This is a genomic window from Archangium violaceum (assembly GCF_016859125.1).
Lineage (GTDB): Bacteria > Myxococcota > Myxococcia > Myxococcales > Myxococcaceae > Archangium > Archangium violaceum_A.
In genome coordinates this window covers 11,882,498-11,901,999 of sequence record NZ_CP069338.1, presented here as the reverse complement: position 1 = coordinate 11,901,999, position 19,502 = coordinate 11,882,498, and the positions used below count along the sequence as shown (strand labels likewise).

22 protein-coding genes are annotated in these 19,502 nt (G+C 66.6%); 12 read left to right on the top strand and 10 right to left on the bottom strand.

What is annotated here, in order from left to right:
• Positions 1 to 4: 4 nt before the first annotated feature.
• The gene (locus JQX13_RS50175) at positions 5 to 265 is read right to left on the bottom strand and encodes a hypothetical protein (protein WP_203406467.1); all 261 of its coding nucleotides are present in this window, start codon (positions 263 to 265) and stop codon (positions 5 to 7) included.
• 77 nt (positions 266 to 342) lie between these two features.
• Positions 343 to 939: a hypothetical protein gene (locus JQX13_RS50170; RefSeq protein WP_203406466.1), complete on the bottom strand. Its 597-nt coding sequence runs from the start codon at positions 937 to 939 to the stop codon at positions 343 to 345.
• 301 nt (positions 940 to 1,240) lie between these two features.
• Here JQX13_RS50170 and JQX13_RS50165 point away from each other — a divergent pair, with 301 nt between their 5' ends.
• The 5 genes from JQX13_RS50165 (at position 1,241) to JQX13_RS50145 (ending at position 6,898) form a co-directional block, all read left to right on the top strand.
• Entirely contained in the window at positions 1,241 to 2,119 is an 879-nt protein-coding gene (locus JQX13_RS50165) for an alpha/beta hydrolase (RefSeq protein ID WP_203406465.1), read from the top strand.
• Between the two features lie 207 nt (positions 2,120 to 2,326).
• On the top strand, positions 2,327 to 3,655 hold the full coding sequence (locus tag JQX13_RS50160) for a cytochrome-c peroxidase (RefSeq protein ID WP_239014350.1): 1,329 nt from the start codon (positions 2,327 to 2,329) through the stop codon (positions 3,653 to 3,655).
• A 112-nt stretch (positions 3,656 to 3,767) separates the two neighbouring features.
• A complete protein-coding gene (locus JQX13_RS50155) occupies positions 3,768 to 4,310 on the top strand; it encodes a YqhA family protein (RefSeq protein WP_203406463.1) in 543 nt (180 codons plus the stop codon).
• A gap of 590 nt (positions 4,311 to 4,900) precedes the next feature.
• Positions 4,901 to 6,118 carry an MxcI protein gene (locus JQX13_RS50150; protein ID WP_203406462.1) on the top strand — a complete coding sequence of 406 codons (1,218 nt, stop codon included), beginning with the start codon at positions 4,901 to 4,903 and terminating at the stop codon, positions 6,116 to 6,118.
• A gap of 123 nt (positions 6,119 to 6,241) precedes the next feature.
• Positions 6,242 to 6,898: an MXAN_6652 family MXYO-CTERM-anchored protein gene (locus JQX13_RS50145; RefSeq protein ID WP_203406461.1), complete on the top strand. Its 657-nt coding sequence runs from the start codon at positions 6,242 to 6,244 to the stop codon at positions 6,896 to 6,898.
• Here JQX13_RS50145 and JQX13_RS50140 read toward each other — a convergent pair.
• Together JQX13_RS50140 and JQX13_RS50135 are read right to left on the bottom strand one after the other, a co-directional pair.
• Positions 6,895 to 7,269 (bottom strand): VOC family protein, encoded by a 375-nt coding sequence (locus JQX13_RS50140; RefSeq protein ID WP_203406460.1) that lies wholly within the window; start codon positions 7,267 to 7,269, stop codon positions 6,895 to 6,897. The genes JQX13_RS50145 and JQX13_RS50140 overlap by 4 nt on opposite strands.
• 46 nt (positions 7,270 to 7,315) lie before the next feature.
• Positions 7,316 to 8,035, bottom strand: a complete 720-nt coding sequence (locus JQX13_RS50135; RefSeq protein WP_239014349.1) for a helix-turn-helix transcriptional regulator — start codon at positions 8,033 to 8,035, stop codon at positions 7,316 to 7,318.
• A gap of 142 nt (positions 8,036 to 8,177) precedes the next feature.
• Here JQX13_RS50135 and JQX13_RS50130 point away from each other — a divergent pair, with 142 nt between their 5' ends.
• Positions 8,178 to 8,417 (top strand): hypothetical protein, encoded by a 240-nt coding sequence (locus JQX13_RS50130; RefSeq protein WP_203406459.1) that lies wholly within the window; start codon positions 8,178 to 8,180, stop codon positions 8,415 to 8,417.
• 46 nt (positions 8,418 to 8,463) lie between these two features.
• Here JQX13_RS50130 and JQX13_RS50125 read toward each other — a convergent pair whose 3' ends face one another.
• A complete protein-coding gene (locus JQX13_RS50125; RefSeq protein WP_203406458.1) occupies positions 8,464 to 9,468 on the bottom strand; it encodes a hypothetical protein in 1,005 nt (334 codons plus the stop codon).
• A 646-nt stretch (positions 9,469 to 10,114) separates the two neighbouring features.
• Between JQX13_RS50125 and JQX13_RS50120 the strand changes: the two genes are divergently transcribed.
• Complete coding sequence (locus tag JQX13_RS50120) at positions 10,115 to 10,570, top strand: hypothetical protein (protein WP_203406457.1); 456 nt, start codon at positions 10,115 to 10,117, stop codon at positions 10,568 to 10,570.
• Between the two features lie 68 nt (positions 10,571 to 10,638).
• Here JQX13_RS50120 and JQX13_RS55775 read toward each other — a convergent pair whose 3' ends face one another.
• From JQX13_RS55775 to JQX13_RS50105, 4 genes are read right to left on the bottom strand one after another with little or no spacing between them, the layout of a single operon-like run.
• Positions 10,639 to 10,770 carry a hypothetical protein gene (locus tag JQX13_RS55775; protein WP_275424884.1) on the bottom strand — a complete coding sequence of 44 codons (132 nt, stop codon included), beginning with the start codon at positions 10,768 to 10,770 and terminating at the stop codon, positions 10,639 to 10,641.
• Positions 10,758 to 11,138, bottom strand: coding sequence for a hypothetical protein (locus JQX13_RS50115; protein WP_239013989.1), 381 nt, complete (start codon positions 11,136 to 11,138; stop codon positions 10,758 to 10,760). The genes JQX13_RS55775 and JQX13_RS50115 overlap by 13 nt, the downstream gene beginning before the upstream one ends.
• A complete protein-coding gene (locus tag JQX13_RS50110; protein WP_203403353.1) occupies positions 11,126 to 11,644 on the bottom strand; it encodes a transposase in 519 nt (172 codons plus the stop codon). The genes JQX13_RS50115 and JQX13_RS50110 overlap by 13 nt, the downstream gene beginning before the upstream one ends.
• Positions 11,584 to 12,075 (bottom strand): transposase, encoded by a 492-nt coding sequence (locus JQX13_RS50105; protein ID WP_203403352.1) that lies wholly within the window; start codon positions 12,073 to 12,075, stop codon positions 11,584 to 11,586. Before JQX13_RS50105 ends, JQX13_RS50110 begins: the two co-directional genes overlap by 61 nt.
• 106 nt (positions 12,076 to 12,181) lie before the next feature.
• Between JQX13_RS50105 and JQX13_RS50100 the strand changes: the two genes are divergently transcribed.
• The 3 genes from JQX13_RS50100 to JQX13_RS50090 all read left to right on the top strand — a co-directional run bounded on the left by JQX13_RS50100 (position 12,182) and on the right by JQX13_RS50090 (position 15,990).
• Positions 12,182 to 13,771, top strand: coding sequence for a DUF6055 domain-containing protein (locus JQX13_RS50100; protein WP_203406456.1), 1,590 nt, complete (start codon positions 12,182 to 12,184; stop codon positions 13,769 to 13,771).
• A gap of 797 nt (positions 13,772 to 14,568) precedes the next feature.
• Positions 14,569 to 15,354 carry a hypothetical protein gene (locus JQX13_RS50095; protein ID WP_203406455.1) on the top strand — a complete coding sequence of 262 codons (786 nt, stop codon included), beginning with the start codon at positions 14,569 to 14,571 and terminating at the stop codon, positions 15,352 to 15,354.
• Positions 15,355 to 15,357: 3 nt separating this feature from the next.
• Complete coding sequence (locus JQX13_RS50090; protein WP_203406454.1) at positions 15,358 to 15,990, top strand: ankyrin repeat domain-containing protein; 633 nt, start codon at positions 15,358 to 15,360, stop codon at positions 15,988 to 15,990.
• A 151-nt stretch (positions 15,991 to 16,141) separates the two neighbouring features.
• Here JQX13_RS50090 and JQX13_RS50085 read toward each other — a convergent pair whose 3' ends face one another.
• The gene (locus JQX13_RS50085) at positions 16,142 to 16,417 is read right to left on the bottom strand and encodes a DUF2381 family protein (protein WP_203406453.1); all 276 of its coding nucleotides are present in this window, start codon (positions 16,415 to 16,417) and stop codon (positions 16,142 to 16,144) included.
• A gap of 606 nt (positions 16,418 to 17,023) precedes the next feature.
• Here JQX13_RS50085 and istA point away from each other — a divergent pair.
• Positions 17,024 to 18,568 (top strand): IS21 family transposase, encoded by a 1,545-nt coding sequence (gene istA / locus JQX13_RS50080; protein WP_203406452.1) that lies wholly within the window; start codon positions 17,024 to 17,026, stop codon positions 18,566 to 18,568.
• Positions 18,569 to 18,693: 125 nt separating this feature from the next.
• Positions 18,694 to 19,434: an IS21-like element helper ATPase IstB gene (istB, locus tag JQX13_RS50075; RefSeq protein WP_203406451.1), complete on the top strand. Its 741-nt coding sequence runs from the start codon at positions 18,694 to 18,696 to the stop codon at positions 19,432 to 19,434.
• The last annotated feature ends 68 nt before the right edge of the window (positions 19,435 to 19,502 follow it).

Below are 19,502 nucleotides of genomic sequence, written 5' to 3'. Positions count from 1 at the left end.
ACACCTACCGGAGTCGAGCCATAAGCCGACGGAAGGCCTCGGGCGTTTCGTAGGTGCTCCAGTTCAGGAAAATCTTCCGCAACTCGGCCTCGCTCCACTCGCCGCTCCATCGCTCGTCCGGGGCACCCTCGTGCTCGAGCACGAAGACGCCTGCGGTGGCATCCCAACGATAGTGGGTCGTGATGTGCTCATAGTTGTTGTGATCTTCGAACGTGCGGCCGCTGCGCAGGGCCTTCAGAAGGGTGTCTACCTGGGCGGGAGTCATGAGCGAGTGCCTTCGTGGGAGAGCCGTCTCGGGGGGGCGGGAGAGGCAGGGAAGGTGGACGAGCTGACGCGGAGCAATCAATTCGCTCCTCGGGTGAAGCTGCGCAACAGGATGGTGAGGAGCGCGCCGCCAGTCATGCCAACGACAAGGGCCTTGTACACTGGCTCGTATTGCACGAACCGGGATGCCAGTTGTTGGCCACCGCCGAGGCAGAGCAGCGCGAAGAAGCCCAGCCCGTACAGGGTCGCCTCTCCGAGCAGGTCGTTGAAGAAGAATTCGAGCGTCTCCGCCTGGAACGGCAGGGCCAGCACGTAGAGGACGGCCGAGCCGAGCACCACCATGGCAATGGACAGGTGCAGCGACATGGCGCCAGAGCGGTCGCGTGAGAAGACCAGACCCAGCGGGATGCCGATGAGTCCCAGGAGCGCGCCCACCCCGAAGGCCCGGTCCATGTGGTCCGGGAAGAACATGGGCAGGAGGAACGCTGGCACCAGCGCGAAACCCACCGCCAGGCCGTACGAGAGCCATCGCTCGGAGGACTGGCGCACGAGCGCCCCCCACAGGAGGGCCGCCATCACGGGGGCGCTCGCCAGCCCGACCTCGTGCACCTGCGTGGGACCGAGCAGGACGGACGTGTCGAGGACGGTGAATCGACTCGCGTCGAGCAGTCTCATGCACACGAACGCCGCCAGGAGCCAGGAAACGGCCAGGGCTCGGTGTGAGATGGGCGGCATGGAAGTGGTACCGAGGGTGGGCGCGTGTGCTGCTGGCATGGCAGCCCTCGATTCTCTTCGAACTGAACTTCACCTGCCAGGGAGGGCCGGGTCTTGCCGCCTGGAGGGCTTCGGTCGTATGGACGTCAGCATGCCCCGGACTCCGGAATCTCCGCCGACGTATGCAGCCCATGAGTCGGGCTGGCGCCGTGTGCAGTCGCTGCTGCCTGGCCACCTTCAATTGGGGACGGCGAATGCTCCGATGCCGGGTGAGGAATGGCTCGACGTGGGGGCCTTCCGCGTCCACCTGGACTGCTGGCGTCGTCCGGAAGCGCCCGCCACGCTCGTGCTGGTCCACGGGGGTGGAGGCAATGGTCGGCTGCTGGCGCCCTTCGGTGCCATGGTCGCGTCGCTCGGCTACGAGGTCGTGGCGCCGGACCTGCCGGGCTACGGGCTGACGCGGGTCCCCGACAAGCGCTCCCTTGTCTACGACGACTGGCGCGACACCCTGGCCGCCGTGCTGGAGGCGGAGGCCGGCCGCTCGCGGCGCCCGCTGGTGGTCTTCGGTGCCAGCATGGGAGGGATGCTCGCCTATGACGTGACGGCGCGGACCCGCCTCCCCGTGGGCCTCGTTTCGACGTGCTTCCTCGCTCCGAGAGACCCGGAGGTGCGGCGCCGCATGGTTCGCTGGCCCTGGATGAGCGGCCTCGCGGGACCGATGCTGACGGCGCTGCCCTTCCTCACGGACCCGTTGCCGGTGCCCATGCGGCTGGCGGGCAACATGCTCGCCATCGCGAACAAGCCGGAGCTCGCGCGGGCCATCGCCTCGGACCCGCTGGCGGGAGGGACGTGGATGCCAGGGCGGTTCCTGCGCACGTTCCTCGAGTCCGAGCCCCTCGTGCCGCCGGAGTCCTTCGACGTGTGCCCCGTCCTGCTGACGCATCCGGCGGATGACCGGTGGACGAACGTCTCCCTTTCAAAGCCCTTCTTCGAGCGCCTGCGGGTGCCGAAGCGGCTCGTGCTGCTGGGGAACGCGGGCCACTTCCCGGTGGAGGAGCCCGGGGTGTCGCGGCTTCGGCAGGCCCTGCTCGACTTCCTGGCCGAGCTCGGCGCGGCCGTGGGGGCTACGCCCTCTCCGTGAGGGGCACGGTCCGACGTGGCCTGGCCAGGGTGACACTTCCGCTGACCCCCGGTGTTTCCTGAGGAATTCATCATCGGGGGAGACGTGCACATGGTTTCCAATCGATTCATCGCGGGTTTGACCATTGCGACGGCATTGGGTGGGCTCGCGAGCTGTTCGAACTCCGCTCTGGATGTGGACGCCGCGCAGGCAACCGAAGCCCAGTCCATGACCGACTCGCGTGTCTCTCCGGGGCACGCGGCCTCCGGCAAGCAGCTCTTCAGTCAGGCGTTTCCCCACACCAACGGGCGCTCCTGCGCGACGTGCCATCCCCTCGGCGAGCACACGACGCTGAAGCCAGCGAGCGTCGAAGCACGGCTGGCCGCCAACCCGGCGGATCCACTCTTCCATCGCATCGACGCGGATGACCCCGACGCGGCGGTCCCCACGTATGAGCATCTCAAGAAGGGCCTCGTCCGTGTCGTCCTGCCACTCCCCAGCAACATGGATGTCATTGACACCGCTGGCAACGTCATCACCCCTTCCGACCGGAAGATCTCCGTCTGGCGTGGAGTGCCGACCATCGAGGATACGGCGCTCTCCGGGCCGTTTCAGCTCGATGGCCGCGAGGCCACGCTGGAAGACCAGGCGCAGGCCGCGATCCTCAGTCACAGCGAGGGACGAGAGGTGGGGCGCGCGCAACTGAAGCGGCTCGCCGATTTCGAGCGGAGCGTGTTCTCGTCACCTCGAGCCCGGTTCGTCTCGCAGTTTCTCGCGTCCGGAATTCCCCTCGACCAGATCCCGATTCCCGAGGACTTCATGCCGCTCACAGTGCAGGAGCAGCGCGGCCGCGAGGTCTTCAAGGTGGCCTGCGAGGCGTGTCATGGAGGCCCCACCACGAATCAAATCACGAACCGCGCCGTCCACGCGGCACTCTCCGCCGCGCTCAAGCCAGACGGCAACGTCGTGTTCACCCAGGTTCCAGGTCAAGGGCCCGTTCCCGTGCGGGTGCCTCGGCCGAACAACGAGTTCGTGAACATCGGGTTCGGGGCTCTTTCCTATCTCGGGCAGATCGGCCAGCTCCCGCTGTACACCTCCTCCGTGGAACTGCCGCGATACCGCTTCCGCTTCTACACGGACGGCACGCGCCAGCACGCCGTCACCGAGCTTCCGCCCATCCCGGTCACGGCGAGTGGCGAGCCCTTCGACCCGACTCCGGCGCTCGACGGGAACGGACTTCCCATCGTCGGTCCCAACGGACTGCCGCAGTGGTTCACCACCGATCCCGGCCGCGCCCTCATCACAGGAGACCCAGGGGATTTCGAGGCCTTCGACGTGCCGTCGCTCCGAGGCATCGCGCGGACGGCCCCGTACTTCCACGACAACAGCCACGAGACCCTGCGGGACGTCGTCGACGGCTACAGCCGGCTCATCCTGCCCTTCACCGCGGAGATGAACCTGCCGCCCGTCCACCCACCCGAGACCCCCGGGGGCCTGCCCGAGGCGCTCAGCCCCGAGCAGAAGCGGGATCTGCTCGAGTTCTTGAACCGGCTCTGAGCACCGTGTTGACCGTTCATCACGGGACTGCCCTTCACGGCCATGGTTCCCGCTCGAACCTCTCGCCAGATTCCCAAGGGCTCGAGCGGGCCGTGGCGAGAGGTGAGCCCGGATGAAGAAGCTGGAAAGAGCCTTCGAGTCGGCCCTCTGGGCCAGCCGCTTCGTCATGTTGGGCGGCGTTACCTTCAGCTCCTTGATGGCGCTGGCAGCCTTCTACATGGCGACGGTGGATGCCCTGTCGCTCCCAGGGCTGATGCGGGACTACACGGACCTGACTCTCACGGCCGAGCAGCGCTCGGAGGTGCGTGCCAAGGCCCTCACCCTCATCGTCAAATCGGTGGATGGCTACATCATCACCGCCATCCTCATCATCTTCTCGTTGGGCTTGTACGAGTTCTTCATCAGCAAGCTGGACGTGGCGCGGCAATCGCCTCTCGCCCCCCGCCTGCTCCACATCGGCGGGTTGGAGGACCTCAAGGAGCGCATCGCCAAGCTGCTCGTGTTGGTGCTCGTCATCGAGTTCTTCCAGCGCGCCCTGCTCTTGCGCATCGACCATGCGATCGACCTCCTCTACCTGTCGTTGGGCATCGTCCTCATCGGCCTGACGCTCTACCTGGGCAAGCTCAAGCCCCGAGAGCCTCCTGAGGTGCATTAGCGGGGTCCGGGGCGTTGGCCGATTCAAAGATGGCCAGCCCCAACGAGGGGAATCGCCGATCACGTCCGGCGCCGAAGGACAGTTTGACAGCGGTGAGCGGAACCCGGTTCGCCTTGCTGATCCGACAATGTCTTGCACAGGCGATGAATCGAGTCATGGCGCTCCAGGATTGGGAGGATCAGGACTCCGGTCCCCGGGCGGAGGATGTAACGGAGGTGCACAGGGTGGAGCGGGCTCAACGCGGTCGAGTGTTCAGCGCTCCTGCCAGAGCGACCTGGTGTAGGGCACGACCCTGAAGCCCCGTCCCTCCGCGCCTCGCCGGACCCACGTCCGACTTGGGCGTCAACGCCCCTGACATGGGGAGGGCACGTACCTGCTGCTTGACAGGACGCGGCGATGGATTTAACACGTGTTGAAAATGAGAATGCGTATCAATTTCATGTTCGAGCGCTTGTCCGGAGGCGTTCGCCACGAGGGGCGCGGCAGCGGCGCGGAGAAGGGGCACCCGCGCCATCCGCCCTCGACGTGCTGAGGCTCCTGGTGGAGCACCGCCCCCCCCACTTCCCCCCCACGGCAGAAAGGCAGTTCCCATGAAGCATCCTGTTTCCGTCCTCCCCTCGAGACTCTCCTCCGCGATGCTCGCCTTCGCCCTGCTCTCCGGTTGTGGTGACACGGAGGGCCCGGGCAACGGCGATGACGGGCCGCTGTACGCCATCACCACGCAGCTGTTCTCCTCGGATCCGATGGAGAGCTACGTCATCGTGACGGACCAGGCGGAGCAGACCGCGACGCTCTCGCTGGACAACGCCGTCAAGGTTCCCGGCCGCGCGCTCGGCGTGGGCATTCCCAAGTCGGGCTCGCTCTATGTGGTGAGTGACGAGAGCGCGACGATCACCCGCTACGACCTGACGAGCAGCGGCGGCCTGGAGCAGGCGGGCACCCTGAGCCTCGAGGGCCAGGGCATCTCGTCGCTCGGGGAGTACCAGAACAACTTCCAGTTCATCTCGGCGACCAAGGCGTACTACTTCGACGGGACCACCGCCCAGTTCGTCATCTGGAATCCCACCGAGATGACGGTCACGAAGACCATCCCCCTCGACGCGCTGAACATCCCGAACACGATCCTGTCCTTCTCGGGGGCGATCGTGCACCTCGACAACCAGATCATCATGCCCGTGGGCTGGCGTCCGGTCTCGGGAGTGGGAATCACCAAGAAGGCGGGCGTCGTCTCCGTCGACACGCGGACGGATGAGCCCACCATCGCGATGGATGACCGGTGCGGCTACACGCACGATGCCGCCGTCGGCCCTGATGGCAAGGTCTACATCGCGACGGAGGCGTACGGCGCCGCGGTGTTCCGGGTGGAGGGAAGGGACACGCCGGAGCCGTGCCTGCTCAAGTTCGATCCCCAGACGCGCACCTTCGATCCCTCCTTCTACAAGGAGCTCGACTCGCTGGTGGGCGGAGGCACCGCGGGCGCGCTCATCCCCGGTCCCCAGGGGACGGCCTACGTGCGTGTGCTCGATGAGAGCATTGCCCCCGTGAACGAGGGCACCCATCCCCGTACCGTGGCGAGCGGGACCGGTTGGCAGTGGTGGCAGTTGAAGCTCGACACCCTGACCGCGACGCGGAGGACGGACTTCCCGTCCACCACGGGCAGTGTCTTCCTCTTCGAGTCGCAGAATCAGACCCTCTACTCCGAATTCGGGGCGGGCAGCGCGTCGACGACCCTGCACGTGCTGGGCGAGAGCGGCAGGCCCACCGTGACCACGCAAGGGCTCGCCTTCTCCTTCCTCCAGCTGCGCTAGAGCACCCGCGCTTTCGAGGACATCCCGTGGCTCCCCTCGCTCCTGATGGGCAAGACCCGTTCGGATGGGGGGAGCCATCTCCGTTGTGACAACACCATTGCGTTAACCAATCATGGAGGTCCGATGCGTTTTGCCTTCCGTACCGCGGGCGTGGTTGCTGTCTGGTTGTCGTCGACTCCTGCCCTTGCCACCAGCACGGGCATCACCGGGCAGTCCGGCAAGGAGGGGGCCGCGTGCAACATGTGTCACAAGGGGGGGCCGAGCCCCACCGTCGAGTTCCAGGGCCCCACGACGCTCGCCCCGGGAGAGACGGGCCAGTTCTCGTTCATCATCCGGGGTGGGGCCGCGAAAGTGGGAGGTGTGGACATCGCCGTGGACAACGCGGCGGCGATCCTCCAGGCCGGAGAGGGCCTGAGGAAGCTGGGGGGCGAGCTCACCCACTCCGCGCCCAAGGCCTTCAATGGCAACGAGCTTCGTTTCGACTTCTCCCTGGTCGCGCCCTCCACGGATGTCACCCTCACGCTCTTTGGTGCCGGCAATTCCGCCAACGCGGACCTGGGCAGCGATGGCGACAAGCCCGCGGCCACGAAGTGGAGCGTGACCGTGGGCAACGGCTCACCTGACGCGGGCACGGACTCACCCGACGCGGGCTCGGGCGGCACGGGCGACGAAGGTGATGATGACCAGGGCGGTTGCTCCGCCACGGGGAGCTCGCCCGTGTGGATTCTCGCGATGGCGGGAACCTTCCTGGCCCTGCTCCGCCGCCGAAGCAGGCGCTAACGCGGATTGCTGGCGAGGACGAAGGGGCGGAGGCGATGCCCGTCCGGGTCCTCGACCACGAAGGTGAAGCCGAAATCCATGTCGGTGGGCTCCTGCACCACCTTGAGGCCGAGCCGGGTCCACTCGGCATAGGTCGCGCGGACGGCGTCCTTGCTCTCCTCGCTGAAGGAGATCTCGACGCCTCCAGCGGGCTTCGGTTTCGGCTCCACCTCGTCGGCGAGCCAGAGGCCGATCTTCAGGCCGTTCGGCAGCACATAGAGAACGAAGGACCTGGTCTTCTCGACTGGCTCGCGACCGAGGAGCTTCGAATAGAGCTCGGCGCTCTTGAGTGGATCGCGGACGGCAAGCAGCAGGTAGTTGAGGGTACGCATGTGCATCTCCATCGGGTGGATGGGGATGGTTTGCGCCTTGCGACTGTCAGTTTCCGGCAGTAGCGGGAAGGTGCTGCCTGGCCCGCCACTCCTTGACCAGGGAGGCACGGCGGCGCGGATAGCGCTCGTCCTTCGGCTGGACCGACTGGATGCGGTCGACGCGGAAGGCGCGGTAATCCTTCCGGAGCTCGCACCAGGCGGCGAGCACCAGCACCTTGTCGAAGAAGCCGATCAGCAGGGGCCAGATGGTGCGGGTCGTGTCGGCGCCGTCATTGTCGCGATAGGTGATGAGGAGCTTCTGCTCCTCGCGGATCGCGTCACGGATCACCGAGGCATCGATGGAGACCGGCTCGCCGCGGATCATCGGCACGGTGAGGGTGGCGGCATCGACGCGCTCGCGGAGGTAATCGGGCAGCACGGCGCGGATCTTCGCCACGGCGTTGTCCGCTGCGGCCCCGAGCCGCGCATCGCCCCGCGCCGCGACCCAGCGCGAACCGAGCACCAATGCTTCGATTTCGTCGGCCGAGAACATCAGGGGGGGGAGGGTGAAGCCGGGGCGCAGCACATACCCGAGGCCCGGTTCACCCTGGATATCGGCGCCCTGCGCCTGCAGTGTTGCGATATCGCGATAGAGGGTGCGGATGGAAATGCCGAGCTCCTCGGCCAGCGCCGGGCCGGAGATCGGCGCGCGGTGGCGGCGCAGCAACTGGAGGAGATCGAGCAGGCGTGAGGCACGGGACATGGAGGGAAGGTAGCCCGGATGCACCAGCCCCCGAACACCGCCGTCAGCAGCCCCGGCCGAGACGGAGCCGCCACCTCTCGGGCCGTGTGCTCGAACCCTCCTGGTGGGAGCGCGGGTTCATGCCCGAAGCCTGGCGATGTCATGCGCCGTAGGAGGCCGCGAAGGCATGAGGAGCTCTTCCGACGGGTGGGGCTCGGCCCAGCCTCATCATCACCTCGCCCGTGGTCCGGCTGGTGGTGACGTCATCTTCCACCTCAAGCCCATGCCCGCCCCGTACTATGTCGCTCCCACCATGGCGGCGGCGCTGGATTGGGTCCTCGCACAACTGGAAGCTGCGGGGCTCACCGAGGAGGCCGCCCGCATCCGGCGGAGCTCCGAGCGGCTCGCCTACGGACGGACGGGTTGAGCCGAGGAATCGGTGTAGGTCGGGGTGGAGGTGGGAGGCGGCGCGCCTACGATCGGTCCGGCAGCAGTCGTGGGAGGAGCTCGGCCGCGGCCTCCGCGAGCGCATCCATCTGCAGCCGCTTCGGGTCCCCCAGGAGGATTGCCCCGGCCTCTTGATCCAGCACGTGGGCGGCCAACAGCTCCAGGGTCTGTCCCCGGTTGAAGTCCTCGGTGACGACCAGCCGACCTTCCGAGGAGGCGCCCTCACCCATGCGCTCGCCGAGCACCCGCTCGAAGTACTGCACGGAGATCTCCCGCGCCCGCGCCTGACGGGCCACACTGACCACCACGTGGACCCGGGCCCACTCCGCCTCGCCGAGCTCCGCCCGGAACTCCGTCACTCGCTGGTGCAGGTTGCCCAGAAGCTCGTGCGCCGCCGCTCGGAAGTTGGTGTGGAGGGTGGGGCGAACGCCCGCCGCGAAGGACTCGAGCCGCTCCCGGCTGGGCGGCCCGGAGGCGAGCACTTCCTCGATGAAGTCGCCGGTGGTCTTCAGCAGGGCCTGCTCCTGGGGCACCAGCTCCGCGGGCACCCGCGGCCGCTGCTCGGGCACCTCACTCGTCAGGGCCGCGAGGGCATCCGTGACGAGCTGCCGCTGCCGCACGAGGCTCGCCCGGGTCGTCTCGGTGAGCGTGGGGCCCTCATTGCCCAGCAGCGTGATGACGAGCAGGAAGGGCGCGTGGCTGATGCTCTTGACGGCGTGGTAGGTGTCGCCCGCCACCGTGTGCTTCCGCTCCACGCCCTGGTGTCGGAGGATGAGCTGGCTGCCTCGCATCCACACCAGGGGCGCTGCCTTCAGTTGCTCGACGTGGGCCGCCAGGACGCGATCGTAGTCGGTGTGAAAGTGCTCGTTGAGCTTGCCCAGGGGGGTGGTGGCGGGCTTGCGCGTGGGCGCGGCGCTGGTGGCGGGTGTTTCGAAAGACGGAGAGCGGGGCTGACCTCCATGCTTGCAGCCGGTGGAGAGTAGGAGCACGAGGAGCAGCGAGAACCCGACGCGTTCAAAGAGACGGACCATTCACAGCCTCCGAGCAGTGGGCCACGGTAGCTCGCGGAAGACCCACGAGCCGTGGGACATGCGCGAGACTACTGCCCACTGCGGGTTGGGCGACACCGTGGAGGCCGTCACGAGAGCGCGGCCATGGCCACGGCCCACTGTGCCACTCTTCCACCGGGAGACGAGCGGGATGGCGTGATGCGACGGGTTACCGAGGTGTGGCCGTGGATCGTCGAGGCCATCGCCGCGCTCGGGCCCGCGCTCCCGCGAGCACCTCCATGCGTTCGGAGTAAGAGCCGTTGGCACGCGGAGCGAGCTGACCAGGCAAAGGTGGAGTCCCTGGACGTATATGATTGGGCTTGAGAACTCGCCCGCGCGCCAATTGTGCCGGGCTCCTGGAAGGAGAGGGTGATTCCAGCCTTCTTGGAATTCGGAGCGCTCGAGATTCAGTGCGGCCCTTACCGAAATCAATTGCGCTGCGTGTGTCCACGAAGTCGAGTCTGGCTCTCGACTCATCGTTTTAGATTGAGTTCCTGCTTTGGCATGTTATGCAGAGAACGCTCACTGGAACACGCTCTCGGCCCAGGGCAGCGCTGTCCATTCGCGCGTGAACTGGCCGGATGCGTCATGGATTCAAATCGCCTGACTGGCAAGGAAATGAGAAACCATGATGACCCACAAGACACTACGTACGCCCTCCCTGCTGCTCATGGTGAGCGTCTTCGGAACCGGGTGTTTGCTTGACGGAGGGATGACGGCGGAGGAGGGCGTCTCCGGCGAATGCTCCGGCGGCGAGTGCATTGGCGATGGCACGAGTGGCAGCGGTGAGTCCAAGCTAGCGGCCGCGTGTGATCCCGGAACCACGACGACGGCCTGGGCGACGAACTGCCCGACCTCGCCGCCGGCTTGCACCGCCGGCACCTGGACGGCGGGCGGACCGGATCCGGATCACGCGAACTTCAAGTTGATCAAGGAGTCCGCGCACTTCGCCATCTATTCGGACGAGTCAACCCACCATATTCGCGACGACTGGCTCAAGACATGCATGAAGGCTGAGGTCGAGCGCGTTGGGTTGAGTTATCGGGCACAAGGCAGAGGAAGCCCGCCCCGGGGCAGCGGGTAGCAAGCAGGAGGAGATGGAGAGGGGAGTGGGGAGAGTGCGACACGTGAGCTGCAATTGACTCCAGGCAGCTACGTGATTTGCGCTGTGCTCAGCGAGCCCAGCTTCGTCCACAGCTTCTGCCAGAGGCTGGCCGACTCCCGGCCAATGACCAGCACCACTCTTCTGGCGTGTAACAGCACCCGCGCGGCTACTTTGAGCACCCGCTCGCGCACACGGAGCAGCCCCAGCCCTCGCCCGTGGCCTGCTCCATCAGCACGCGCGCGGCGTGCACCAGGTTGTAGGCCAGGGCATTGAGCAACAGGCGTACCTCGTTGTTGGCGAAGGCGTCGATGGACACCGCGCGCTGGACGGGCGGCTGCCCCCGGTACTTGGACTTGGGCCGTCTGGCCGAGGAGAGCGCCGGGGCCAGCACGTCCATGAGCTCTCCGAAGTGGCCCTCCGCCGTGCCGCGTTGGCGGTAGTGCTCCAGCAGCGCCTCGGCCGGCATCTGCTCCTTGCTCCAGCTCGTCACCAGCCAGAAGGCGTGCGGGAAGAGCTCGTCCTTCCTCTCCAGCACTACCAACACCACGCGCCGCGCACGGCTCCAGCCCTGCGCCTGGTACTCCCATTCGTACAGGTGGGTGCCCGGCTCCCCTGCGGCACTCCCGAATTCATGAAGCGCGGCAGCGCCGCCTCCCGCTGCAACACGCTGGTGTTGCGCACGCGCGCCACGTAGGGCGTGCCTCGCTCCTCCAGCTTCGCCAGCAGCTTCTCCTCGGGAAAGCCCGCGTCGAAGCGCACCGCCGCCACCTCACACACCTCCTTCTCCACTCGCCCCAGCAACTCGTCGATGAATTCCAGCGCTCCATTGGCGCTGTGCACGTTTCCCTCGCGCAACCTCACGTCCAGCAGGTCTCCCGTCTCGGCCAGACTGGCGACAATCGGGTGGTACATGCGTACTCCGTAGTGCCCGTTGTACGCGCTGCCCTCCTGGTGCCCATGCACCTCCACCGGCAACCCGTCCACGTCCACCGTCACCTGCTTGAGCTTCTGGCCCTTGGGCTGCTGCGCCTCAGCCTCCGCCCCGTCTGCCACACCAGCGCCTCGTGCAGCACCTTCCGGTTTTCCTCTCGCGCCAACATGGCCGTCAGCCGCGACAAGGTGGGCTGTGAGGCCAACCCCTCCGCTCCCCCCTCTTTCCCCCTCAGCGGCACGCTGCTCTTGCTGTCCGACACCGCCAACCTCAACGCCGCGTCCCTCCTGAGCGCGTCCGCGTCGTCGTGGTCTCTCCACCCTTGCCCCAACAGCAGAAGGTCCGTGCGCACCAACTCCCTCAGCGAGTGGGTTATCCGCTTCTCGTCTCGCGTGTCCGTCAACATCTCCCCCAGCCAGCGCGTCAGCCCCAACCGCTCGTCCACCTCCCTCAGCAGCACCGCACCTGCCTCCGACGTCAACCGCTCCGCCCTCGCCTCCAGCTTCACGGAGCCGTTGAACTCCAGCCCGAAGTCGTTGAGGATTTCACCCATGACGCGCCTCCTGCCTTGTGGTGGTGGATGTCTGAACAACACCCCTCTACCACTCGGGAGGTCAGGCGCGTCACCCTCCTTTTCCGGTCATCCTCCTGCACCTCTCGTGAATAAGGCGGGGTCAATCTCCAGCTCCCTGGCTCAGGCCGCGCTCGACACGCTCGAAAATACCATCTGGAAGGTCTACTTCGGGGCGCCGATCTACTTCAAGGAACCGCTCTGCAACCTGTCGAAGAAGACCAAGGTCAGCATCCACGTTCATTCCGACTGGGGTCTCACCGGCGGCGCCTGGAGCTCGACGCGGATGGGAATGTGGATCGGAACCGGCGCGCTCAATGATCACTGGGGGCTCGCGCACGAGTTCATGCATGCCGTGCAGAGCGTGAGTGGCGGCATGACGTGCAACCAGTCGAACACCTGTGGCTGGATTTACGAGAGCCACGCCAACTTCATGCCTCACCAGCTCCCCGAGTACCGCAACGAGGTGCACTGCTCGGAGATGTCCGTGAACGCGCCGCACGTCTATCTGGGGTCGACGCGCGATCGCTACTGCAACTGGCAGTTCATGGAGTTCTTGAAGGACAAGTACTGCTACAGCGCGGTCAACGAGATCTGGACGAGCAGCCCGAGCAACGATCCCTTCTCGCAAATCATGAAGACGCGCGGCTGGAACATCAGCCAGATGAACGACTTCTTCGGCGAGTGGGCGATGCACAACGTGACCTGGGATTACAAGGATCCGCCCCCGACCAGCGGCGGCAACCAGGGTCCGACCTATCGTGCGAAGTACGGCTCGATCATGAGCAAGTCGAGGTCGGAGCAGCGCCTCCGGCTGACCCAGCTCGAACCGCTGGATGGGAACTACGCGACGAATCGGCGCTTCGTGACGCCGAGCGGCTGGGCGCCGCAGCGCTGGGGCTACAACATCGTGCGGCTGTACCCGGACACGGGCGCCACGAGCGTGACCGTGACCTTCCGCGGTGTGACGCAAAGTGGCGCGGACTCCGATTGGCGTTGGGGCCTCGTCGCCACGGACAGCGCCATCACCACGCCACGCTATAGCGCCCTGCAGCGCGGCTCGGACGGCGAGCTCCATTTCTGCGTCAATCCCGGCGAAGCGCTCTTCCTGGTCGTGGTTGGAACGCCCTCCGTGCAGAAGCAGATCGTCTGGGATCAGATGTACAACACCATCCATCGCTATCCGTGGATGGTTCAGCTCACGAATGCCTGGCCCGAGGGGTTCAAGAGTGGCAAGCAAGACGCCTGTCCTTCGGGAACGCAGCGTCACTCGAACGGCGGCGGCTGCGTTGTCAGCGGCGTTCCGGCGAGCGTGTACGTCGGCCCCTACGCGCAGGTGCTCGGCGGGAGCGTGAGCGGCTCGGCGCGCATCGAGGATCACGCGGTGGTCCTGTCGGGCAACGTCTCCGGTGGCACCGTCACCGGCCTTTCGGTGCTGACGAACGGCTTCCGCGTGAGTGGCTCGGCCAAGGTCGCCTCCACCTTCTATCCGCTCGGCTTCTACGAAGGCCAGCAGTCGGTGTCGGGCACGGCGCAGCTCCTCGGTGACATCGAATACCGGGGCGTGGGCTTGAACAAGTCGAGCGGCACCTACTTCGGTTTCGTCGATTCTGGCACCTCGGCCGCCTCGAACACGACGGACGTCACGATCGCGCCGCCCTACACTTGGCGGCCGTAGCTCCGCGGGGGAGCCCGGAGTCAGGGAGGCGGCGGGAATCGAAACCGCGCCGGGCGGTGCGAAACTCCCAGCAGAATCGCGCCCTTACCTCGTAAGCGCTCGGAATGCTTGGGAGTCGATATGCCGCATCCCTCCATCTACAAGCGGTTGCCTGTCCCGGCACTGTCCGCGAGAGCGCGCCCGCTGGCATAGCTACCGCCCTGGGGCCACGCACAGTCCCGAATGAGGCTGACGTGTGCCGTTCCCTTCACCAGCCCCGAGCCCCAGCAGCGGCGCCGCTGGAGCCGCCTAGCGCGGTCCAGGTGCGCGCCTCACCGTTCCACCGGCCCGGGACACGGGGCGTGCAACCTAGCGCCCTAGAGCCTGCACTGCCCCCGAGCATGGGCTGCCTGCTGTGTTCGCGCTCGCCCTGGCCCGAGTTGCGGCTGCGGCACCCTGGCCCCTTTCGTGCCCCCGGCGCGCTCGTCCGTAGTGTCGGGGCGCCCTGTCATACTCCGAGCGGCCCCGCCAGGACCCGCCAGGTCCTAGCTCGAATGGAGGACCTTTCCATGCGTTTCCGAGCCTGCCTTGTACTTCTGCTCTTGGCCTCAGCCTGCGCTAGCGCGCCCGCCCCGCAGTCGATGCCACGGCCCCATGCCTTCGCGTCGACTCCCACCCCGGGCCCGCGCATCCGGCTCGTTTCCTCGCCGATGGAGCCGACACCGGAACGGTCGTGGATTGGAAAGGCGGACCTGGACAAGGCCAGGGCACTGCTATCTCGGGCACGCCAAGACATCGAGCCGCGTCAGTGGGAACAGTTGAACCGCAAGCTCACCGCGGCGGAACGGGCCTTCGAACGCTTCTCGCGCGCCGCGAAAGCGAGCGGGCAGGCCGCCGAGGTGGTGAGGGGGGCGGAGGGCGTCGCGCAGGCGGGACGCGCCAGGACGCTGGCTGAATTCCTCCCCCGCGTGGGCCCGTTGCTCGTGGGCCTCGTCCTGCTCTACCCCTCCAGCACCGCCGGGCCGGACATCGACCGTCACCCGGAGTGGGTCGACGCTCAAGGGGAGTATGAAGCCCGTCTGCGGGAGGTGGCGGAGGAGTCGCGGCGGCTCATGGAGGAATTTGAGCATCAGGAAGCAGAGGAGGTCGTGCCGGACGTTGATTCGGACCCGGTTGCGGCGGTCACGGCTCCCACCCCTTGGTGGAAAAAAACCAATCCGGCGACGGGTAGGAACTACACCAGCATGGAGGAGTACGACCGGGTTCCCCGCCACCCGGATCAGACCTGCAAGAACAGCCGGCTCGACGAGCTTGAGGCGGAAAAAAAGCTGCTTATGAAGTTAGTTCCTCCCTACGATCCGAAGGCGCCTAGATCGAAGAACGTAGAGAAGCTGGACAAGGTGCCGTGTTCCAGGATCCGGCTGCGTCTTGAATCGATGAAAAGAGTTCTGGAGAAACGGTGGGAGATTGAGAAAGAATGCTTTGGAGGCAAGCCCGACCCGGGCCACGATACAACAATGACCGAACTCGAACAGGGCATTGCGAATATCAAGAAACTCGAAGCAAAGAATTGTGCCCCTGGTCATCCGATGGCGGAGAAGTGAATCATGTCGAAAGAACTCTTCGCAGCGATCGAGCAGCACGATACGGCCCGGGTCAAGGCGCTGCTGGCGGGAGGGGCCGATCCGAACGAGCCACAGCAGGAGTGGCCGGGACTGCTTCCGTTGCAAGTGGCCATCCACGCACTCGCCGATGGAGGCGAACTCAGTGTGCTCCTGGCGCTTCTTGAGCACGGCGCGGATGTCAACGCATGGGATGCCGAGCGGGACAGGACCCCTTTATTGGAGGCGGTCTGCGAAAACCAGCTAGCGGCAGTCGACGTGCTCGTGAAAGCGGGGGCCGAACCCAATGTGCGCAGCAGTGAAGGCGATACGCCGCTGCGGGCGTGCGCGGAGCTGGGCAATGTGGAAATGGCTTCTCTCCTGCTGGGCGCGGGTGCCACACAGACTATCAATGACTGGGGCGGATTGACTGGATGCACCGCACTCGGGATTGCGATATCGCGGCTGGACATTCCGATGATGAGACTACTTCTCGACGCGGGCGCGGACCCAGAGGCCCCAGACGATAACCGACAGCCCACTCGTGACCGCCTGCCGCCACGCGATGACTCCGACCCTCAGAAATGGGACGCCGCGTTCGAACTGCTCGGAGGAGCGAAGGACCGCATGCCGTTGTAGAACGGAGGTCGCCCGCCTCGGGCTCACGGACGCGCCGCTCGACCTGGACAACCCCGCGCACCTGGACGCGCTCAAACGGGCCAACGAGCGTTTCCCGGAGATCTGCGGGCGCGCAGCCCTTGAGGCTCGGCACGGCTCGCGGTGGCCGTGCTCAGGGCCCCGCCTGCTGGCTCACCGGGAAGGTGACGTTCCCAAGGGTGACGGTGCGCGGCCCGGCTGCCTCCCACAGCTTGAGGGTGCAGGGGCAGCCGAGCTGCGCGCGCTCCCCCTCGATGCCCACCACGACGGCACCGGCCCCATTCGCGGGGATAGGCGCCAGTGGCCAACGGGCTAGCTCCACCTGTTCCCCCGCCGAGTCCACCAGCGCCGCCCCCGCCAGCGTCCAGGGCTCCGCGCCGGGGTTTGACAGGCTCAGCCGCACAGCCACGCTTGCCGGGTGGGCCTCACCCGGGCGGGTGTAGCTGTAGCTCCAGGCTTTATCCCACCTGAGCGCGTCTGCCGGATGGCGCTTCAACTCCCCGCCAAGGGGCAGAGACGCGAGGCTGTCAGGCGACAGGAATTTTTGACCCCCTTACGTCACTAAAACTGACCCCCTCCCAGGACCCGTTTTCCTACATCGAGAGGCTACGTCGTTCTGCGTCCTTCGTCCGCCGGAGCTCGCCCTCGCTGCTTCTCGAGCGAGGGCGAGCGGAGGCGTCTTCCGAGGCTCATCGCTCGGATTCTGCACCTGCGCCGGTGGCCTGCGGCGTGCCTCGGCCCATCAGCCCGGCCTTCCTCTTCTGCCTCAACCGGTAGCTGTCTGCGCGCGTCGGCCCATCGTGATCACCAGGATCGGAGCATCGTGATCAGCGAGATCGGAGCATCGTGATCACCGGGATCGGCCATCGTGAGCAGCGGGCCTTTGGGTCCGAGGACTACGCTGGAGGTCAGGTGGTTCGCCCTACGGGGCCCGTCGGCTGGTAGCAACCGGACGCGGGAGGGCGGGCGAGCACGCTGGACGGCATTCGTCGACAGCCCTCCGCGAGGAGGGCCGATGGCCACGGAGCGACTGTCCATGCGTCACATACGAGAAGTGCTACGGCAGAAGTGGGTGCAGAAGAGAAGCCACCGGGAGGTGGCCAGCAGCCTGGGAATCAGCGAGGGGGCGGTGGGGAGCGTGCTGGCGCGCGCCACGGCGGCGAAGCTGGACTGGGAGCAGGTGGAGCAGATGCGGGAGGAGGAGTTGGAGGAGCGGCTGTATGGCGCCGCGCCGAAGCCAGCGGCCCAGCGGCCCCTGCCCGACCCGGTGTACATCTACACGGAGAGAAAGAAGCCGGGCGTCACTCTGGAGCTGTTGCACCTGGAGTACCTGGAGAAGCATCCGGACGGGTACCGCTACACGCAGTTCTGCGAGTACTACCGGCAGTGGCTGGCCAGACACCGGCTCACCATGAGGCAGGAGCACCGGGCCGGAGAGAAGCTCTTCGTCGACTACTCGGGAAACAAGCCGCACCTGGTGGACCCCAATACGGGCGAGCGCGTGGAGGTGGAGCTGTTCGTGGCGGTGCTGGGGGCCTCCAACTACACGTACGCGGAGGCCACGCGCACGCAGCGAGGGCCGGACTTCATCGCCAGCCACCAGCGCTGTTTCGTGTACCTCGGTGGGGTGCCGGGAGCGCTGGTGCCCGACCAGCTCAAGAGCGGGGTGACGCGAGCGTGCCGCTACGAGCCGGGAGTGCAGCGCACGTACGAGGAATTCGCGCGGCACTGCGGCACGGTGGTGCTGCCAGCGCGTCCGCGCTCGCCCCGGGACAAGGCGAAGGTGGAGGTGGGCGTGCTGGTGGTGCAGCGCTGGCTGCTGGCGAGGCTGCGCCACCACACCTTCTTCTCGCTGGAGGCGCTCAACGAGCGCATTGGCGAGCTGCTCGAGGACATCAACAACCGGAAGATGCGGCTGTACGACGCGAGTCGGCGCGAGCTCTTCGAGCGGCTGGACAAGCCGGCGCTGCGGCCGCTACCGGCCGAGGCCTTCACCTACGGCGAGTGGAAGCAGGTGCGAGTCAACATCGACTACCACGTGCAGGTGCACCACCACTTCTACTCGGTGCCGTACGCGCTGGTGCAGCAGGTGCTGGAGGCGCGGGTGACGGCCACCTCGGTGGAGCTGTACCAGCGCGGCGAGCGCGTAGCGAGCCACGTGCGCAGCGACGAGCGGGGACGGCACACCACGCAGCCGGAGCACATGCCCAAGGCGCACCAGAAGCACCTGGAGTGGACACCCTCGCGGCTGGTGCACTGGGCCGGCACCATCGGCCCCAACACCCGGAAGCTGGTGGAGAGCATCCTCTCGGAGCGTCCCCACCCGGAGCTGGGTTACCGCTCCTGCCTGGGGATACTGCGGCTGGCCAGGCGCTACGGTAACGAGCGGCTGGAGGCGGCGTGCACGCGAGCCCTGGCAGTGAGCGCCCGCTCCTTTCGGCACGTCGACTCCATTCTCCAGAACGGGCTGGACCGGCTCGCCCCACCAACGGACGAAGTGCAGCCGGAGCCCGCCGCGCAGACGCACGAGAACGTGCGCGGCGGCGACTACTACCACTGACCCTCACGCCACCTGGGAGCCTCGTGCGTGAGGGCGCGCCGTCGCACTGCGTGCGCCGGCGCGCGACGACGAGGCCCTCCAACACCGCGGCACCCGGCAGGTGCCTCACACCCGAGGAGAAGCACATGCTGAACGAACCGACGATGCAGAAGCTGCACTCCCTGAAGCTCTCCGCCCTGGCCGCCGAGTGGGAGTGGCAGCAGAAGGACACCGAGCTGTCGAAGCTGTCCTTCGACGAGCGGCTGGGAATGCTGGTGGACGCCGAGTGGCTGCACCGGGAGAACGCGCGCACGGCGCGCTGCCTGCGCGAAGCGAAGCTGCGGCTGAGCAGCGCGAGCTTGGAGGACATCGACTACGCCCCCAAGCGCGAGCTGGACAAGAGCTTGGTGCGCCAGCTGGGCTCGTGCCGCTGGGTGGCCGAGCACCAGAACGTGGTGATTACGGGAGCCACGGGCACCGGCAAGACGTACCTGGCATGCGCGCTGGCGCAGACCGCGTGCCGCAAGGGCTACAAGGCGCTCTACCGCAGGGCGCCGCGCCTCTTCGATGAGCTGACACTGGCCCATGCGGACGGCTCGTACGCGCGCGTGCTGGCGCGTCTGGCCAAGGTGGACGTGCTGGTGATTGACGACTGGGGGCTGGCGCCGCTCAAGGAGCAGGAGCGTCGCGACATGCTGGAGATTCTCGAGGACAGGTACGGCAACCGCAGCACCCTCATGACCAGCCAGCTGCCCACCACGAAGTGGCACCACCACCTGGGTGACCCGACGGTGGCCGATGCCATTTGCGACAGGGTGCTACATAACTCCCATCGGGTCGTGCTAAAGGGCCCCTCCCGCAGGAAGGAGGAGTCCGCGGAGAAGTAGGTCCCCGGTCAGCGTCGCTTCGCTCCGATCACGATGACCGATCCAGGTGATCACGATCGACCGATCTG

Excerpts from the sequence above, each read along its gene's own strand:
- JQX13_RS50175 (WP_203406467.1), bottom strand. The coding sequence starts at position 265 with ATGACTCCCGCCCAGGTAGACACCCTTCTGAAGGCCCTGCGCAGCGGC.
- JQX13_RS50170 (WP_203406466.1), bottom strand. The coding sequence starts at position 939 with ATGAGACTGCTCGACGCGAGTCGATTCACCGTCCTCGACACGTCCGTC.
- JQX13_RS50145 (WP_203406461.1), top strand. The coding sequence starts at position 6,242 with ATGCGTTTTGCCTTCCGTACCGCGGGCGTGGTTGCTGTCTGGTTGTCG.
- JQX13_RS50165 (WP_203406465.1), top strand. The coding sequence starts at position 1,241 with ATGCCGGGTGAGGAATGGCTCGACGTGGGGGCCTTCCGCGTCCACCTG.
- JQX13_RS50160 (WP_239014350.1), top strand. The coding sequence starts at position 2,327 with ATGACCGACTCGCGTGTCTCTCCGGGGCACGCGGCCTCCGGCAAGCAG.
- JQX13_RS50130 (WP_203406459.1), top strand. The coding sequence starts at position 8,178 with ATGAGGAGCTCTTCCGACGGGTGGGGCTCGGCCCAGCCTCATCATCAC.
- JQX13_RS50140 (WP_203406460.1), bottom strand. The coding sequence starts at position 7,269 with ATGCGTACCCTCAACTACCTGCTGCTTGCCGTCCGCGATCCACTCAAG.
- istB (WP_203406451.1), top strand. The coding sequence starts at position 18,694 with ATGCTGAACGAACCGACGATGCAGAAGCTGCACTCCCTGAAGCTCTCC.
- JQX13_RS50105 (WP_203403352.1), bottom strand. The coding sequence starts at position 12,075 with ATGGGTGAAATCCTCAACGACTTCGGGCTGGAGTTCAACGGCTCCGTG.
- JQX13_RS50120 (WP_203406457.1), top strand. The coding sequence starts at position 10,115 with ATGATGACCCACAAGACACTACGTACGCCCTCCCTGCTGCTCATGGTG.
- istA (WP_203406452.1), top strand. The coding sequence starts at position 17,024 with ATGGCCACGGAGCGACTGTCCATGCGTCACATACGAGAAGTGCTACGG.
- JQX13_RS50150 (WP_203406462.1), top strand. The coding sequence starts at position 4,901 with ATGAAGCATCCTGTTTCCGTCCTCCCCTCGAGACTCTCCTCCGCGATG.
- JQX13_RS50125 (WP_203406458.1), bottom strand. The coding sequence starts at position 9,468 with ATGGTCCGTCTCTTTGAACGCGTCGGGTTCTCGCTGCTCCTCGTGCTC.
- JQX13_RS50090 (WP_203406454.1), top strand. The coding sequence starts at position 15,358 with ATGTCGAAAGAACTCTTCGCAGCGATCGAGCAGCACGATACGGCCCGG.
- JQX13_RS50155 (WP_203406463.1), top strand. The coding sequence starts at position 3,768 with ATGAAGAAGCTGGAAAGAGCCTTCGAGTCGGCCCTCTGGGCCAGCCGC.